19 protein-coding genes are annotated in these 16,083 nt (G+C 48.3%); all 19 read left to right on the top strand.

Annotation, left to right across the window (positions count from 1 at the left end):
* Positions 1-233, top strand: a 233-nt coding sequence (locus tag A3750_RS06895; RefSeq protein WP_197474946.1) for a flagellar FliJ family protein, incomplete at its 5' end; no start/stop codon positions are given.
* A gap of 289 nt (positions 234-522) precedes the next feature.
* Positions 523-798: an STAS domain-containing protein gene (locus A3750_RS06890; protein WP_068453483.1), complete on the top strand. Its 276-nt coding sequence runs from the start codon at positions 523-525 to the stop codon at positions 796-798.
* Between the two features lie 54 nt (positions 799-852).
* Positions 853-1,215 carry a response regulator gene (locus A3750_RS06885; protein ID WP_068453480.1) on the top strand — a complete coding sequence of 121 codons (363 nt, stop codon included), beginning with the start codon at positions 853-855 and terminating at the stop codon, positions 1,213-1,215.
* A gap of 25 nt (positions 1,216-1,240) precedes the next feature.
* A complete protein-coding gene (locus tag A3750_RS06880; protein WP_068453479.1) occupies positions 1,241-3,388 on the top strand; it encodes a chemotaxis protein CheA in 2,148 nt (715 codons plus the stop codon).
* A 22-nt stretch (positions 3,389-3,410) separates the two neighbouring features.
* On the top strand, positions 3,411-3,941 hold the full coding sequence (locus tag A3750_RS06875; RefSeq protein ID WP_068453477.1) for a chemotaxis protein CheW: 531 nt from the start codon (positions 3,411-3,413) through the stop codon (positions 3,939-3,941).
* 21 nt (positions 3,942-3,962) lie between these two features.
* Positions 3,963-4,802 (top strand): protein-glutamate O-methyltransferase CheR, encoded by an 840-nt coding sequence (locus tag A3750_RS06870; RefSeq protein ID WP_068453475.1) that lies wholly within the window; start codon positions 3,963-3,965, stop codon positions 4,800-4,802.
* Positions 4,803-4,805: 3 nt separating this feature from the next.
* Positions 4,806-5,450, top strand: coding sequence for a chemoreceptor glutamine deamidase CheD (cheD, locus tag A3750_RS06865; protein ID WP_068453473.1), 645 nt, complete (start codon positions 4,806-4,808; stop codon positions 5,448-5,450).
* A gap of 36 nt (positions 5,451-5,486) precedes the next feature.
* The gene (locus tag A3750_RS06860) at positions 5,487-6,524 is read left to right on the top strand and encodes a chemotaxis response regulator protein-glutamate methylesterase (protein ID WP_068548119.1); all 1,038 of its coding nucleotides are present in this window, start codon (positions 5,487-5,489) and stop codon (positions 6,522-6,524) included.
* A 96-nt stretch (positions 6,525-6,620) separates the two neighbouring features.
* Positions 6,621-6,926 carry an STAS domain-containing protein gene (locus tag A3750_RS06855; protein ID WP_068453469.1) on the top strand — a complete coding sequence of 102 codons (306 nt, stop codon included), beginning with the start codon at positions 6,621-6,623 and terminating at the stop codon, positions 6,924-6,926.
* Between the two features lie 180 nt (positions 6,927-7,106).
* Positions 7,107-8,654, top strand: a complete 1,548-nt coding sequence (locus A3750_RS06850; protein WP_068548118.1) for a flagellar hook-length control protein FliK — start codon at positions 7,107-7,109, stop codon at positions 8,652-8,654.
* A 262-nt stretch (positions 8,655-8,916) separates the two neighbouring features.
* Complete coding sequence (locus A3750_RS06845) at positions 8,917-9,423, top strand: flagellar basal body-associated FliL family protein (RefSeq protein ID WP_068548120.1); 507 nt, start codon at positions 8,917-8,919, stop codon at positions 9,421-9,423.
* Positions 9,424-9,455: 32 nt separating this feature from the next.
* Positions 9,456-10,451: a flagellar motor switch protein FliM gene (fliM, locus tag A3750_RS06840; protein WP_068453465.1), complete on the top strand. Its 996-nt coding sequence runs from the start codon at positions 9,456-9,458 to the stop codon at positions 10,449-10,451.
* On the top strand, positions 10,444-10,956 hold the full coding sequence (fliN, locus tag A3750_RS06835; RefSeq protein ID WP_068453463.1) for a flagellar motor switch protein FliN: 513 nt from the start codon (positions 10,444-10,446) through the stop codon (positions 10,954-10,956). Before fliM ends, fliN begins: the two co-directional genes overlap by 8 nt.
* Before the next feature lie 12 nt (positions 10,957-10,968).
* The gene (gene fliO, locus A3750_RS06830) at positions 10,969-11,577 is read left to right on the top strand and encodes a flagellar biosynthetic protein FliO (RefSeq protein WP_068453461.1); all 609 of its coding nucleotides are present in this window, start codon (positions 10,969-10,971) and stop codon (positions 11,575-11,577) included.
* Entirely contained in the window at positions 11,577-12,317 is a 741-nt protein-coding gene (fliP, locus tag A3750_RS06825; protein ID WP_082873220.1) for a flagellar type III secretion system pore protein FliP, read from the top strand. The genes fliO and fliP overlap by 1 nt, the downstream gene beginning before the upstream one ends.
* Before the next feature lie 11 nt (positions 12,318-12,328).
* Positions 12,329-12,598, top strand: coding sequence for a flagellar biosynthesis protein FliQ (fliQ, locus tag A3750_RS06820; RefSeq protein ID WP_068453459.1), 270 nt, complete (start codon positions 12,329-12,331; stop codon positions 12,596-12,598).
* A gap of 2 nt (positions 12,599-12,600) precedes the next feature.
* Positions 12,601-13,389 carry a flagellar biosynthetic protein FliR gene (gene fliR / locus A3750_RS06815; RefSeq protein ID WP_082863088.1) on the top strand — a complete coding sequence of 263 codons (789 nt, stop codon included), beginning with the start codon at positions 12,601-12,603 and terminating at the stop codon, positions 13,387-13,389.
* A gap of 1 nt (position 13,390) precedes the next feature.
* Positions 13,391-14,527 (top strand): flagellar biosynthesis protein FlhB, encoded by a 1,137-nt coding sequence (flhB, locus tag A3750_RS06810; RefSeq protein ID WP_068453455.1) that lies wholly within the window; start codon positions 13,391-13,393, stop codon positions 14,525-14,527.
* 145 nt (positions 14,528-14,672) lie between these two features.
* Positions 14,673-16,083, top strand: a 1,411-nt coding sequence (locus A3750_RS06805; RefSeq protein WP_156498467.1) for a flagellar biosynthesis protein FlhA, incomplete at its 3' end; no start/stop codon positions are given.

Below are 16,083 nucleotides of genomic sequence, written 5' to 3'. Positions count from 1 at the left end.
GCTATCAGCAATTTGTTTCTCAACTGGCCGACGCGATCAGTCAGCAAGAACGTGTCGTAGAACAAAATCAGGTTTTCTTTGAAAAGATCAAGAGCTTGTGGGTGCATGCGAGAGAGAAACGACGCTCTCTCGAGCGCCTGAGAGACGAGGCTAAACGTCAATACGAACAGCAGCGAGACAAGAAAGAAGAGGCGCGCATCTTGGATGATTTTGTTGCAAATAAATACCGCTAATCGCTATGGGATTAGTGGTTCCTGCTTACCCATCTTATTACTCACCTCCTGTTAGAACCTCCGCATTTTTTGCTGCTGTTTTCGTCTCATGTCGAAGTGGGCAGCTCATACTTTCTATTTTCTAAAATATCTCTTTTGGCTATAAAAGATTGAAATATTTATAACCTTATTTTCTAAGTCTGCTGTTTTGCAAACGTGCATTTATAAAAAACCAAACTACATTAGTTGTGTCGCGTCATGCATAGCTTCATGACGTGCGACCTTGAAGTCAGCTAAATAGAGGTGGTTCGTGTCAGATAATGAAATCGTTCTAGAGGGTGCGTTGACGATCGCAAAAGCAGAAGCCTTGCACCTTCAGATAGAGACTCTACTTCACGACCATTCAAAGATTTGTATCAATGCGACCGCGGTAGAGCGGGCTGATACCTCAATCGTTCAGTTGTTGTCGTCGCTATGTGAAAGTGCTGATGATGTGAATGTTGAGTTACAGCTACTCGCGTCCGAGGGACTAAAGGAATGCACGGTGCTTCTAGGCTTTAACAGTCTTTCAGAACGTTACGTGTAAGAATCGCAAAACGAAAGCGCCTGCGCGCACTAGGACAGGATAGAGGTTTTATACATGGCAACGATATTGGCTGTTGATGACTCTGCATCGATGCGACAGATGGTCTCATTCACGCTAAAAGGGGCGGGCTTTGATGTTATCGAAGCGGGTGACGGTCAAGAGGCTTTAGACAAGGCGAAAAACGCTTCCGTTGATTTGGTTCTTTCTGATGTGAACATGCCCGTAATGGATGGAATCGAGTTAGTAAGAAACTTACGAACACTACCTGAGTATAAATTCACGCCTATTTTGATGCTGACAACCGAATCGGCAGGAGACAAAAAGTCTGAGGGAAAAAATGCCGGCGCAACGGGTTGGCTTGTGAAACCTTTCAACCCAGATCAATTATTGGCCACCATTAAAAAGGTGATGGGCTAGTTTTTGACGAGCTTAGAGGTACACGATGAGCGTAGATCTTAGCCAATTTCATCAAGTCTTTTTCGAGGAAAGTAATGAAGGGCTCGATATCATGGAGTCCGCTTTGCTGGAGCTTGATCCAGAGGCATTGGACTCAGAGAGAATCGACGAAATCTTTCGCGCAGCACACTCGATAAAAGGGGGTAGCGGCACCTTTGGTTTTCAACAAATTGCAGACTTCACTCATGTTGTCGAAACCTTACTGGACTTAATTCGATCCGATCAATTCGATATCCAATCAGAACACGTCGATCTGTTTCTTCGCTCGGTCGATTGTATCCGTACAATGGTGAATCAACTTGAAGATGGTCAAGAGTGTGAAACCGAATTAGCCGGCCAGCTCAAAGCGGAATTTGAGGCGATTCTTAATGCCCGAGATGGGCAAGGTGCCGATACGCCTTCCGCTGATTCAGTCGGAGACGGAGCGCGCGACTCCGGTTCAAAGGGCTGGCAAATTTATTTTCGTCCGGATGCCGATATTCTCAGAACTGGGAATGAACCCATTCGGATGTTTCGTGAACTTCAAGAGCTTGGACCAATTGAGGTGCAGGCAGACTGCTCTGGCATACCCAAGCTTTCGAATATAGAGCCCGAAGCATGTTATTCAGCATGGAATATTTCGCTCTTTGCCGACGTTGAAAAAACGAAAGTGGAAGAGGTCTTTGAGTGGGTTGTGGATGAGTCAGAATTGACGATTGACCCCCTTGATCTCTCAAATTTGCCGAGCGCGAAACAGGTTGGCGCGGATAGTACAGACGCCGTAAGTGTCGCGCCTGAAGCCAGCGTCGGCGACAGTGCTGATACGCCGTTATCCGTCCAATCAGCAGATGTGCCAATTGCCGCAGCGACTGAGTCTGCTGCAGCCCCAACACCGATCGCGAAAGTAGAACAAAAAGCTAAACGGGAAGCGAAGCCGGAAAGCGCCTCTATTCGCGTTGGAACGGACAAGGTGGACAGTCTCATTAACATGGTTGGCGAGTTAGTCATTACCCAGTCTATGTTAGGCGAGCTTGGACGCAATTTTACGGTTGATCGTTTGCCGAGATTGCTCGAAGGGCTTGATCAGTTGAATAATCATACCCGTGAGCTTCAGGAAAGCGTTATGCGCATCCGCATGCTTCCCATTAGCTTTGCTTTCTCGCGTTTTCCGCGCCTCGTTCACGACACCAGTAAGTCTCTTAATAAAAAGGTAGAGCTTGAATTGCTTGGCGAGCAAACCGAACTTGATAAAACTGTGATGGAGCGTATTGGCGATCCTCTCGTGCATCTTGTTCGCAATTCGCTTGATCATGGTATTGAGTCACCTGAAGCCCGTATCGCGGCGGGCAAGGATGAGATGGGTAAAATTACCCTCAATGCGTTTCATCAAGGCGGCAATATTGTCATCCAGATTATTGATGATGGCGCAGGTCTGAACAAAGATCGTATTTTAAGCAAAGCGATAGAAAACGGCCTGGTGAAGCCTTCAGATAATCTTTCCGATGACCAAATTCACGATCTGATTTTTAAGGCCGGTTTTTCGACGGCTGCGGAAATTACCGACATCTCCGGACGCGGTGTGGGTATGGATGTGGTTCGCAGAAACATTCAGGAGCTAAATGGTTCCGTTGAGGTCGAATCAACAGCGGGTGAGGGCAGTACGTTTACCATTCGCTTGCCACTAACATTAGCGATTCTTGATGGGCAACTCATTCGAGTAGGGAGCGATGTCTTTATCTTCCCGCTGGTTTCGATTGTTGAATCGATTCAAACCTACGATCAGATGATCCATCGGGTTTCATCTGGCTGCGAGGTACTTCGCTTGCGTGATGAGTATGTGCCTATTGTTAGACTCTGGGATATTTTTAACATCAAACCCGATTCCGAAAAGCTAGAGGATGGCCTCCTTGTGGTAGTTGAGGGCGACAATATGAAGGTCGCCATCTTGGTCGATGATCTTCTTGCTCAGCAGCAAGTGGTGATCAAGAGTCTGCAAGAAAACTACCGTTCTGTGGATGGGATCTCCGGTGCGACAATTCTTGGTGACGGCACCGTGTCATTGATCTTGGATATTGGAGGCTTGGTGAAGCTGTCTGGCGTCAGTCGTGACGACTACAAGAAAACGGTTGCTGACGACGATACGGCAGCTGCATAACAAACCCGTTTGAGATGTGACTATGAGTAATGAACAGCAACCCAGTGTATCTACCAACGAGATCGATGATGCGCTTCAGTCGCAGGTGCAACTTGCCGAGCAATATCTTACGTTTCATATGCAGGACGAAGAGTTCGGAGTGAATATTCTTTCCGTGCAGGAAATCCGCGGCTGGGAAGAGGTGACTGCTATCCCTAACTCGCCAAATCATGTGTTGGGGGTAATGAACCTAAGGGGCACGGTTGTTCCTGTGGTCGATCTACGAATGTGCTTTGGTTTGGTTGATCTGGAGTACAACGATGCGACGGTCGTCATTATTCTAAATATCACAAGTAACAAAGGTAGTAATAAAGTCATGGGTGTCGTTGTCGACGCCGTTTCTGATGTCCACAATTTTGCGGAGAAAGACATTCAGCCTGCGCCAGAGCTTCGTGACAAGCAGCAAGGGCAATACGTGAAAGGTCTCGGGAGCACAGCGGAACATATGGTGATACTTCTTAATCTAAATGAAGGGCTGATCTACGATACAAGTACGACGCATAGTATTCACTAAACGGACTTGGGAGGGCAGTTTGTGGGCGCGGCAGCCAAAGACATACAGCGTGAATTTCACATGTCTGAAAAAGACTTTCAGGCGATCAGTGAGCTTGCATACAAATATACGGGCATTGTTCTTGGAGACCATAAACAAGATATGGTTTATGGGCGTCTTGCGCGACGCATGCGAGACCTACGATTAACCAGCTTTGTTGATTATTGTCAGCTTATTCAGGAGACCTCTCAGCCAGAGGTCAGTCGCTTCATTAATGCCATAACGACCAATCTTACTTCGTTCTTTCGCGAGTCTCATCATTTTGATTTTTTAACGAATAACGCGTTACCCGATTTGCTGAAAGGTAACAACGGCAAAATTCGGGCTTGGTCTGCGGGTTGCTCTACCGGTGAAGAACCGTACTCTATCTCATTAACATTAAACGAATTTTTGCCAATGAAAGCGTGGGACATAAAGGTTCTTGCCACGGATTTGGATTCGAACGTGTTACAAAAAGCATCGCAAGGTGTATACGACATCGAGCGTGTCGAGTCGTTGAGTAAATCGGTCAAAAGCAAGTGGTTTCTATTTGATCGAAATCATAAGGATATCGCTAAGGTGTCCCCGTCTTTGCAGCAGCTAGTCCGGTTTAAGCGCTTAAATTTGCTTGAGGCTTGGCCCATGCGAGGCCGTTTTGATTTTATCTTCTGCCGCAATGTCATGATTTATTTTAATGAAGAAACACAAGTTCGATTGCTCAACCGTTTTGCCGATATTCTTAATCCGGGTGGCTATCTTTTTATTGGTCACTCTGAAAGCCTTCACTCTGTTGCATCTCGCTTCAATTCGCTCGGCAAAACAATCTATCAGTTGAAGGGCTAGACAATGCAACCTGCTGCCGTAAGTACCGGCCCCTTGCCGCTTCCAGAACCGGGTTTTGAGCATGTTAACCGTTATTGGGATAGACGGATGAACATGCCTGCAGCAAAGATTCTGCCAGGCGAGTTGTATGTCAGCCGGCATGGCGAGCTGATTTCGACAGTGCTTGGGTCATGTATTTCTGCTTGCATAAGAGACCGGCAACTTGGTGTTGGCGGGATGAATCACTTCATGCTTCCGCAGGAGGGCGAGCACTCAACAGATAGTTGGGGTGGAGATGTTGCATTGGCATCACGCTACGGAAATTGGGCGATGGAGTACCTAATAAACGAGGTGCTTAAAATGGGTGGTAGCCGCAGAAATCTAGAGGTTAAGGTCTTTGGTGGCGGTAATGTGCTGTCGAATATGACAGAGATCGGTTCGCGCAATGTCGACTTTGTTAAAGCCTATCTCGCGAGGGAAGGGCTTCAGATTTCTGCAATGGATGTTGGCGGCGCCTACCCGAGAAAAGTGTTGTATTTCCCTGACACAGGGGCAGTCAAAATGAAGCGACTGGTGTCTGTTGCCAATGACACCATTGTGAAACGCGAGCGAGATTACCGCCAAGTATTGACCAAGCCAATTGATAGCGGCGATGTCGAGCTGTTTTAGCCTTTTACGCACCATCGAATAAGGAACGTTTTATCAATGTATAAAGTGCTGATCGTAGATGACTCAGAGCTGATTCGTCAGGTATTGACGGAGATTATCGGTCAGGCGCCTGATCTTCAGGTCGTCGGTGTTGCGAGCGATCCGTATGATGCTCGAGATAAGATTAAAGCGCTAAATCCGGATGTTCTTACATTGGATGTAGAGATGCCCAAGATGGATGGAATCTCCTTTCTCAAGAATCTAATGCGACTAAGACCTATGCCCGTGGTGATGATTTCAACTCTTACCGCATCTGGGGCACCTGTTACCCTTGACGCATTGGAGATTGGCGCTGTTGACTACGTCTGTAAACCACAAGGTGGAGCTTGGGGCGAGCTGGCACAGTACGCTACGGTTATTCAGGAAAAAGTGCGATCTGCTGCAAGCGCAAATATGTTGGCGCAAGAGTCTCGCCCTGCGCCAGGAGTGCCGAAGTCTCATACCGGGGAGGATCGCTTTAAAGTAGGGAAAGTGATTTGCATTGGGAGTTCGACAGGGGGCACTGAGGCATTGAAAGAAGTTCTCCGTTATATGCCCAAAAACTGTCCTCCCATCCTAATGGCACAACATATACCGGCGGCTTTTAGCGCCACTTTTGCGGCCCGGCTTAATGACACAATGCCGATTGAGGTATATGAGGCGAAAGCGGGCATGCCGCTCAAGTCTGGGTGTGCGTATCTGGCCCCAGGAGACAGACACCTCCGTATAGCAAAACGTGAAAACCGTCTCGTCACATCATTGTTAGATGGAGACAAGGTGAATGGCCATATCCCCTCAGTGGATGTGTTGTTTGATTCTGCTATTGAGCATGTAGGGAGATTTTGCGTTGGTGCCGTCTTAACCGGAATGGGGGTGGATGGTGCAGCAGGGTTGCGCCGGATGCGCGATGCGCGAGGGCATACCATCGCCCAGGATGAAGCATCCAGTGTTGTCTGGGGGATGCCTGGAGCGGCTGTGAAAATGGGTGGCGCAGTTGATGTCTTGCCAATATCGAAGATAGGCAATGCATTGTTGGATGCATGTAAAATTCAATAATAACTGTGACACTTATCGCTCTTTGGTATGGCAGTACTGAAATTATAAACTAAGCTTCCCTTACTCAATTTTAAGTAAGGTGATTGGAGGAAATCTATGTCTGTAGATGCCGCTTATGATGCTTCACACCGTTGTTTGAAAATTCGTATTGATGGCCGGTTTGATTTTAGCCAGCACTCTGCATTTCGATCAGCATATGAGACGGCTAAAGGGGATGTTGACGAGTATGAAATCGATATGAGCGAGACATCCTATCTAGACAGCTCTGCACTGGGAATGCTGTTACTACTTCGCGATCATGCGGGTGGTGCAGACGCTAAAATTGCAATTAGTCATTGTAACGACGATATTCGCAAGGTTCTGACTATTTCAAATTTTGAACAGTTGTTTTCAATTAACTGATTCTCCACACATCCATTTCTAGTCGCGTATGCGTTTGAGGCGTACTCGGAAAAATAAGAGAGCGTGGGTTCTTCGCTTCTCTCCCTGACTTGATGCTCCGCTTTTTTCGACTTTTTCAGCTTTCGGCATGATCTTTGTATTCACTAGATATGTTTTTCCGTCTTTTGAGTAGAAAAAGGTATGCAGCAATTATCTTTACTTCCTTCCTCTGCCACCCCGAAAGTGGACTTGAAGGATGTATCACGCACCGAACAGCATGACGATAGCCCAAGGTTTAAGCAGGCCTATGGTGAAGCTGAAACGGCTTTGAAGAAAGATTCAATGCGCAACACGACCGCAAGAGATAATCATCGTTCTGATCTAGTAGATCAAAATAAGGACCTTGCGGATGCTGAAAGCGGAAATGCATTGCCTCAGGACGAGGAGCGCTTGCCGCCGGAAGACGGTAAGGCTTTGCCTCCGCATACGGCGTTATTGAAACTTCAGGATGATGGGGTGCGGTCTGACGGCGGTTCGGGTTCATCTGACGGCCGAACAACATCGCCTCTCGATTCTCTTGGTCGAGCGATCAGTGTGTTGTCAAAGGCAAATGGGCCAATCCTTGAGCAAGGCCGAGCAAATGGTACGATCGTAGAGGCAGCACCTGATCCGGTCTTGTCAGCATCAGGCGCAGGCTCAAATGGCACTATGAAGGGTGGGACACAAAACCTTGGCAAGGGCCATTTTCAGTTCGACATAAATGGTGCTAGCCAGTTGTCTGAAAGCGCAAGTGCCAAGCTCGCTGAATTAGCCGCCAAAGCAACGAATACAGCCGAAGCCGGAGGGGCTGGTGTTAGCGGCACTTCGAGTGCTTCTGAAAAGACTGTTACGGGTGCTGCACAGGCTAGCCTACTTCGCGGGTCGCCTTTGAGCGGGATAGTTAATGATGCAGAGGGAGTCGTCTCTCAACAAGCATCCGGGCTTAGTGGTAGTGCTATGAATGGTGCTTATCCGAGTGCCTTAACGCCTGCGAATGACCAAGCCGGATTTAATAAGGTGCTCGTTGGTGAGTTCGCTTCGCAGGCCCCTGCGAATGCGACTTCTGATCCGGTGAGTGGAATGCAGGCAGAGTCGGAACTCCGGTTTAAGGCTGCGATGGAGTCCGTTCAAATAGCGCGTGGCACCGATACCGCCGACAGTGTCGATGTGAATGCCATCAAGCTAGACGCATCAATACAGACTGCAAAGGGAGCCGATATTAAAGCCGCCGAGGCGCAGGCTCAGAACGTATCGAAGCCCTATGTTAGCTCCTTAGGTATTCCTGTTGATGATGCGGAGTGGTCCAACCAGCTCGGGCAAAAGCTTATGTGGATGAACGCGCGAAACATCCAAAGCGCAGAGTTGCATCTTAATCCGGCAGATTTAGGCCCGATTGATGTGCGTATTCAGGTTGGAGCAGACCAAAGTTCAATTAGTTTCAATACGCAGAATCAAAGTGTTAGAGAACTGTTGGAAGCGAACATACATCGGCTCCGTGAAATGCTAAATAATCCTTCTCAGTCTGAAAGCGATCAATCAGGCGGAACGCTTGCGCAAGACTCTGGTTCGCAGTCCCAAACTCAGTCAAATGGGGAGTCCTATTCCCGTGAGATAGGTGGTTCTGATTCGACAGAGGTTGGTGAGGGTGAGCGTATTACCGAATCCCGGTCTGACTCTGCTGAAGATCGACTCGTCGACGCCTATGTCTAGGTCTAGGTCTAGGTCTAGGTCTTGCCGAGTGACTCCTTTCATATAGATAGATGCGGCCTGATGCAATTTGGCCCGTTGATATTACTCTTGTTTAACCTTGGGCTCTTTCGGCGCTCAATCGGTTAGACTTCACTTCAAATCGTTATGCTCTGTTTAGGGCTACACTGTTTTATTCAAATCGGCTCCGGTACGGCTTTGGCATGCAGATTGCTGAATGTAATGATATGCCGGAATTTTAGTGTTTTTTGGACGAGATTTTGACGTGGCAGAAGAAAATAAAGTAGAAGGCGGAGAAGAAGGCGAAGAGCAACAGGCTCCCTCGTCCAAGAAAAAGCTTATTATTATCATCGCTTTAGCTTTGTTAGTGCTGGCTGTGGCTGGTGGCGCAACCTTCTTTCTGATGGGTGATGATGCGAGCGAAGACACCGCTGAAGAGCCAGAGGTTGTCATTGCTCCGGCGATATATTTGGATTTGAGTCCACCGATGTTGGCAACGCTTAGTGTCGATGAGAAGCAAAGATATATGCAGGTCAGCTTGAACGTCATGAGTCGGGATCAGGCCGCATTAGATGCTGTCGAGTACCATATGCCAGTGATACGCTCCAAGCTGAACTCGGTATATGGCAGCATTGACTTTAAGTTGGCTCAAACGCTTGAAGGAAAAGAGGCATTGCGCGAAGAAACACTAAGCGTCATAAATGGTGTTCTCGAAGCTGAGGGTGAAGTGTTAATAGAAGCTGTGTACTTCACTAACTTTGTAATGCAGTAACGAATTTGGATGGAATAGGTTAGTAGCTACCCGTGCAAGATTTACTTTCTCAAGACGAAATCGATGCGCTACTTCATGGCGTAGACGATGGAGACATCGATACCGACGACGATCAGTCGGAGGAAGGTGTCCGCTCCTATGACCTTGCGAGCCAGGATCGTATTGTTCGCGGGCGGATGCCAACGCTTGAGATGATTAACGAGCGCTTTGCACGCTACACGCGAATCAGTTTGTTTAACTTGTTGCGCAGAAACGCTGATGTATCAACCGGCGGTGTGCAAATTATGAAGTTCGGCGAGTACATCCACACCCTCTATGTTCCAACTAGCCTGAATATTGTGAAAATGCGCCCTTTGCGCGGCGCAGGCCTGTTTATTTTCGATGCCAAGCTGGTTTTCAAATTGGTGGATAACTTCTTCGGCGGAGATGGCCGGCACGCAAAGATTGAAGGGCGAGAATTTACTCCGACAGAAAATCGTGTTGTACAGATGGTCTTGCAGCAGGTTTTTGTCGACATGAAAGAAGCATGGAATGCCGTGTTCAAAGTCGACTTCGAGTACATAAACTCTGAGGTAAACCCTGCGATGGCGAACATCGTCAGCCCGAGTGAGGTGGTTGTTATCAGCACATTTCATATTGAGCTAGACGGTGGTGGCGGTGATCTGCATTTGGCACTTCCATACTCGATGATCGAGCCGATGCGTGAGTTGCTTGATGCGGGTGTACAGAGTGATGTGGACGAAATTGACGAGCGTTGGGTGAATACGATTCGCGAAGATCTGCTTGACGCAGAGGTGCCCGTGAACGCGACACTGCTGGAAAACAAAATCAGTCTTAGAAAAGTTTCAGGCCTAAAAGAGGGGGATATCATCCCTGTTGATATGCCTGAATTTGCGCTGGTTACCGCGAACAAGGTGCCGATGTTTCGTGCCCAACTTGGGCAGAAAAACGGTTCGCTCGCGTTAATGATTAAGGAAAAACTGGATCGGGCCGTCGTGGCCTCAAACTTGGTGGATGACCATGAGTGATAACGAAACCCCAAACGAAGGGCAAAGCGAAGACGAAAAGCTAGCTTCCGAGTGGGAAGCCGCGATGGAAGAGTCTGGAGACTCTGGTGAAGCGGAAGACGAGTGGGCGGCCGCAATGGCCGAAGCTGAAGCGCTTGGTGGCGAGGCTGAGTCAGAGGAAAGTGATATTCAAGCGGCGCCATTGGAAAGCTTCACCGAAGGCGTTCAGCAAGCTGCAGCAGGAATTGCGACAGGGGGCGGAGCAACGCCGGATTTAGATGTCATTCTTGATATTCCAGTCACTATTTCTATGGAGGTTGGTAGTACACATATTCCGATCAGAAACCTTCTTCAACTCAATCAGGGTTCGGTTGTGGAGCTAGATCGCCTCGCCGGTGAGCCCCTGGATGTTTTGGTTAATGGCACCTTGATCGCCCATGGCGAAGTTGTGATGGTGAACGATAAGTTCGGGATTCGTCTGACGGATGTGGTTAGTCCAACTGAACGTATTCGTCGCTTAGGTTAGGCGAAAACCTTTATGATGCGAATCGCTTTTATTGTGTTGCTTAGCCTGATTTGCATTTCGGCTAAAGCGAGCGACGATGGTATACAAGCGAGTGCGAGCTCGGTCTCCTCACTCGCCGCTGAGCCAGGTGCGCCTGAAGCGCCTGCTGCTGGGCCAGAAACGCCCAAGACAAACGCTTCTGAGCTTGAAGGTCCATCTGCTGAGGAGGCGAGCAGCGAAAAGGCTTCTTTTGCGCTTAAAAAAGTGAGTGTTTCTGAGGCGTCAAACTGGCCTTTTGTCTTGCTTACACTGCTCGCGATGATTATCTGTATTTTGCTGATCGCTTGGATTGTAAAGCGGTTTTCTGGTTTGACCGGCTTGGGAGGGCGTGACCTGAAAATTGTGTCCGCGATCGCGGTTGGTTCAAGAGAGCGTGTCGCGGTGGTAGAAGTTAAGGGCGAGCAGTTTTTGATTGGCGCGACGCCGCATAATATTTCATTGTTGCATCATTTTTCGGAAGAAGAGCTCGAAGCCGCAGATGCGAAATCTGCTCTTGAGCACACTAAGTCGCCTAGCGCGTTTGCTGACAAATTGCAGAGTATCTTGAAGCAATCCCCAGCTGCCGATTCAGAGATTAAGTGATGATTCGGTTGCTCTTCGTATTTTTATCACTCGTCGTTTTACCTTCTTTCGGTTTTGCTGTTGAGACGGGGATACCTGCTGTTCAGCTCGTCACTAATGAGGATGGTTCGCAGTCATACTCCATCACCTTGCAAGTATTAGCGTTGATGACAGCGCTGACGTTTTTGCCAGCGATGATTATGATGATGACCTCTTTTACGCGGATTATTGTTGTATTTGCGATTCTTCGTCAGGCGCTTGGGTTACAGCAGACACCATCTAACCAAATTATTCTTGGCTTAAGTTTATTCCTGACCATTTTTATTATGTCCCCAGTGCTTGAACGAGTGAATGCCGAAGCCATTCAGCCATATATGAATGAAGAGTTAGCGCCTCTTGATGCGGTGAAGCAGGCGAGTATTCCGTTTCGGCAGTTTATGTTGGCGCAGACGCGTGAAGATGATCTCGAGTTATTTATGCGTATTTCTGGGCAGGTTGCGGACTCGCCAGAAGAGGTTTCTTTTTGGGTGTTGATGCCGGCATTTGTCACCAGTGAGTTAAAAACCGCGTTTCAAATCGGTTTTATTTTGTTCCTCCCGTTTTTGGTGATTGATATGGTTGTTGCAAGTATCCTCATGGCCATGGGTATGATGATGCTGTCACCCATCATTATCTCTCTACCGTTCAAAATTATGTTCTTCGTTTTGATCGATGGTTGGGCGCTTATTATGGGTACATTGGCTGCAAGCTTTGGTCTGTAGAGGAGAGTGCGATGACCCCTGATGTTGCAATTGATCTAGTCAGTGAAGCGCTCTATCTGATCGTTCTTCTCGTTGCTCTTGTTCTGACGCCAGGTTTGCTGGTCGGCCTCGTGGTGAGTGTTTTTCAGGCTGCAACTCAGATTAACGAGCAAACCTTGAGCTTCTTGCCTCGTCTGTTGGTCACCTTAGTAGTGCTTATCTTGGCGGGGCCCTTCATTATGCAGAAGCTGATCGATTTCGCCGAGAAGCTGATTCATAACATTCCTATTTTGATAGGCTAATTGTGGTCTTTACTGATGCGCAAATCTCGGCCTGGGTCGCGGGTTGGCTTTGGCCTTTATTTCGTATCGCCAGTTTTTTTATGGTCATTCCGATCATCGGTACCCAGCTCGTTCCTATGCGGGTTCGAATTGGTTTCTCTTTCGCGGTTACTTTGCTTGTTGTGCCGTTATTGCCGCCCGTTCCTGCAGTCGATGCATTGGCCTTTACCTCCGTTTATATAACCTTGCAGCAGATCTTTATCGGCACACTAATGGGCTTGATGTTTGTTATGCTGATGCAGTTGTTTGTTGTTGCTGGACAAATGATCGCGATGCAAATGGGTTTGGGTTTTGCCTCAATGGTTGACCCAGCGAACGGTGTCAGCGTTGCAGTGCTTTCGCAGATATTCCTAGTTGGCGTTACCTTGATTTTTCTCGCCATGAACGGGCATCTCGTAATGATCGAGGTGGTTGTAGAAAGCTTCAAGGCATGGCCGATCTCAGATCAGATCATTGGGCCAAACAGTGTTTCCCGTGAAGATTTATGGGGTTTTTTAATGCGAATTAATTGGTTGTTTGCATCCGCGTTGGTGATGTCGCTTCCAGCCATTACAGCGGTGCTCATCATCAACCTTTCCTTCGGAATTATGACTAGAGCCGCGCCGCAGATGAACGTTTTTTCTCTAGGCTTCCCGATTGGTATGTTGTTCGGGCTTTTTATTGTTTGGGTCAGCATCAGTGGGCTTCTGCCACAGTTTGATGACTTCAGTAGAAATACCTTCCTTTTCCTTCGAGATATGCAGGGCTTGTAGCATGGCAGAAGAAGGCAACGACAGTAGTCAGGAAAAAACCGAGGAGCCCACCCCCAGGCGCATTGAAAAGGCCAAGGAGGAGGGCCAGGTTGCGCGATCCAAAGAATTGAATACCGCTTTGCTGTTAATCGCTGGAACGGGCGGCTTGCTGATCTTTGGCGCGCAGATCGGTGAGGCAATGATTGAGGTCATGAGGCATAGCTTCGACTTATCTCGTGATGTCATTTTTGATGAAAACCAAATGGCCTTGCATCTGATGGATGCCGCGGGTGAGGCCATGACCGCTTTAATGCCGCTAATGATACTGCTTTTTCTTGCTGCGATTGCTGGCTCAGTCGCCCTTGGTGGTTGGTTGATATCGGGGAAAGCCATTGCCCCAAAGTTTAGTCGAATGAGTCCAATTAAAGGTCTCGGGCGGATGTTTTCCTTGAAGGCGTTGGTTGAACTGGCGAAGGCTGCCGCCAAGGTGAGTGTTGTTCTCTTTTTTGCGGTTGTATTGTTGCGATTCCAGACGGAGGAGTTACTCGGCATTGCCAATCAGGCGACAATTCCTGCCATGGTTCATGCCGCTGACATTTTGGGTTGGACGTTTTTCTTTTTAGCTTGCACGATGATTATTATCGCCGCAGTGGACGTTCCGTTTCAGATTTACGAGCACACCAAAAATCTGAAGATGACCAAGCAAGAAATCAAAGATGAGTATAAAGACACGGAAGGTAAGCCGGAAGTAAAAGGCAAGGTGCGACAGCTTCAGCGTGAAATTTCGCAACGGCGCATGATGCAGGATGTGCCTGAAGCCGATGTGGTGATAACCAACCCTGAGCATTATTCAGTTGCACTGCGCTATAAGCCAGAGCGAGATGATGCGCCGCTCGTGCTCGCCAAAGGTGTGGATGAGGTCGCTATGAAGATTCGGGGGATTGCTCGTGAGCATGACATCGAACTCGTCGCAGCGCCGCCGCTTGCCCGTTCTATTTACTACAACGCAAAGATTGGTGACGAAGTGCCGTCAGGTCTCTATGTAGCGGTTGCTCAAGTTCTTGCTTACGTATTCCAACTAAAACAATTCCGCAGACGTGCTCGCTCGAAGCCCGATATGCCTGACTTTCCGGTTCCTGACGATCTGCAGCACGATTAATTCTGTGATGCTTTATTGGCGCAGTAAAATAATTCTTCTACCCGTTAAAACTGGGTCGCTTTTTGCAAAGACCATCTAACTGAGACATATGTGACGAAAACTCGTCGCTATCGTTGTTGTCACTTCATTAGAGTTGTTAGGGTTTATGCAAGCGAGCGTTGGATTAAATCAGTTAAAAATGCTGCAAAGCCACATGGCGATCCCGATATTGCTGATCGCGATGTTGGGTATGATGACGTTGCCGGTTCCGCCGTTTCTGCTTGATCTATTATTTACCTTCAATATTGCATTGTCTCTGGTCGTATTGCTGGTATGTGTTTATGCACTCCGTCCCATGGAGTTCGCGATTTTTCCAACGGTCCTTCTTGTCGCGACCTTACTTCGCCTTGCGCTCAATGTGGCGTCGACGCGTGTTGTCCTGTTAGAAGGGCACGAGGGAGGCGATGCCGCCGGTAAAGTAATTGAGGCCTTTGGTGAGGTGGTCATCGGGGGGAACTATGCGGTTGGTCTAGTGGTCTTTGCGATCTTGATGATCATCAACTTCGTGGTTGTGACGAAAGGTGCAGGGCGCGTCTCAGAAGTCAGCGCGCGCTTTACGCTTGATGCGATGCCCGGTAAGCAAATGGCCATCGATGCAGATTTGAACGCGGGCATTATCAACCAGGAAGACGCAAAAGCAAGGCGTGAAGAAGTCGCGACAGAGGCCGATTTTTATGGCGCGATGGATGGTGCATCTAAATTTGTTCGTGGTGATGCGATAGCAGGATTGCTGATACTCGCGATTAACCTGATTGGTGGCTTGAGTATCGGAATGCTCCAGCATGAGCTCGACTTCAATGATGCAATGCAAAAATACTCGTTACTGACCATCGGTGATGGTCTAGTCGCTCAAATACCGTCACTGCTGCTTTCTACTGCTGCGGCCATTATGGTGACGCGAGTCAGTACAACTCAAGACATGTCATCACAGGTCCTTGATCAAATGTTTCTCGCGCCTAAAGCGCTTTATATTGCTGCGGGCATTCTTGGCATTATGGGTATTGTCCCGGGCATGCCGCACTTCGCGTTTCTTACTTTAGCCGCCATCGTCGGTGGTATCGGCTGGTATCGAGATAAAAAACTGAATGAGCCCAGTGTTGAAGACTATGACGGCCCTGTGCCAAATAAGGGTGGTGCTCAGATAAAGCCTGGTGGTGGGCCTGCAGAGCTGCCCCCCGGTGAAAGCGCACAGGACGTTGGCGACCAACCGCAGCGCGAGCTTGGTTGGGATGATGTAATGAGTGTCGACATTGTTGGCCTTGAAGTTGGATATCGGTTAATTCCAATGGTCGATAAATCGCAGGGTGGGCAGCTTCTGGGCCGAATAAAGGGGGTACGCAAAAAGCTCTCGCAAGAGCTTGGATTCCTTATGCCATCTGTTCACATTCGTGATTCGATGGTGCTGATGCCTAATGCGTATCGAATTACCTTAATGGGCGTTAGCCTCGCCGAGGCGGAGATTCATCCAGATCGGGAGTTGGCAATTAATCCTGGTCAGGTTTTTGGTGAAATAGAGG

The sequence above is a fragment of the Oleiphilus sp. HI0079 genome, assembly GCF_001635105.1.
The sequence above is the reverse complement of the archived record's forward strand: the minus strand, read 5'-3'. Positions and strand labels throughout refer to the sequence as shown.

Excerpts from the sequence above, each read along its gene's own strand:
- A3750_RS06875 (WP_068453477.1), top strand. The coding sequence starts at position 3,411 with ATGAGTAATGAACAGCAACCCAGTGTATCTACCAACGAGATCGATGAT.
- A3750_RS06855 (WP_068453469.1), top strand. The coding sequence starts at position 6,621 with ATGTCTGTAGATGCCGCTTATGATGCTTCACACCGTTGTTTGAAAATT.
- flhB (WP_068453455.1), top strand. The coding sequence starts at position 13,391 with ATGGCAGAAGAAGGCAACGACAGTAGTCAGGAAAAAACCGAGGAGCCC.
- cheD (WP_068453473.1), top strand. The coding sequence starts at position 4,806 with ATGCAACCTGCTGCCGTAAGTACCGGCCCCTTGCCGCTTCCAGAACCG.
- A3750_RS06885 (WP_068453480.1), top strand. The coding sequence starts at position 853 with ATGGCAACGATATTGGCTGTTGATGACTCTGCATCGATGCGACAGATG.
- fliN (WP_068453463.1), top strand. The coding sequence starts at position 10,444 with ATGAGTGATAACGAAACCCCAAACGAAGGGCAAAGCGAAGACGAAAAG.
- fliQ (WP_068453459.1), top strand. The coding sequence starts at position 12,329 with ATGACCCCTGATGTTGCAATTGATCTAGTCAGTGAAGCGCTCTATCTG.
- A3750_RS06850 (WP_068548118.1), top strand. The coding sequence starts at position 7,107 with ATGCAGCAATTATCTTTACTTCCTTCCTCTGCCACCCCGAAAGTGGAC.
- fliP (WP_082873220.1), top strand. The coding sequence starts at position 11,577 with ATGATTCGGTTGCTCTTCGTATTTTTATCACTCGTCGTTTTACCTTCT.
- A3750_RS06880 (WP_068453479.1), top strand. The coding sequence starts at position 1,241 with ATGAGCGTAGATCTTAGCCAATTTCATCAAGTCTTTTTCGAGGAAAGT.
- A3750_RS06860 (WP_068548119.1), top strand. The coding sequence starts at position 5,487 with ATGTATAAAGTGCTGATCGTAGATGACTCAGAGCTGATTCGTCAGGTA.
- fliO (WP_068453461.1), top strand. The coding sequence starts at position 10,969 with ATGATGCGAATCGCTTTTATTGTGTTGCTTAGCCTGATTTGCATTTCG.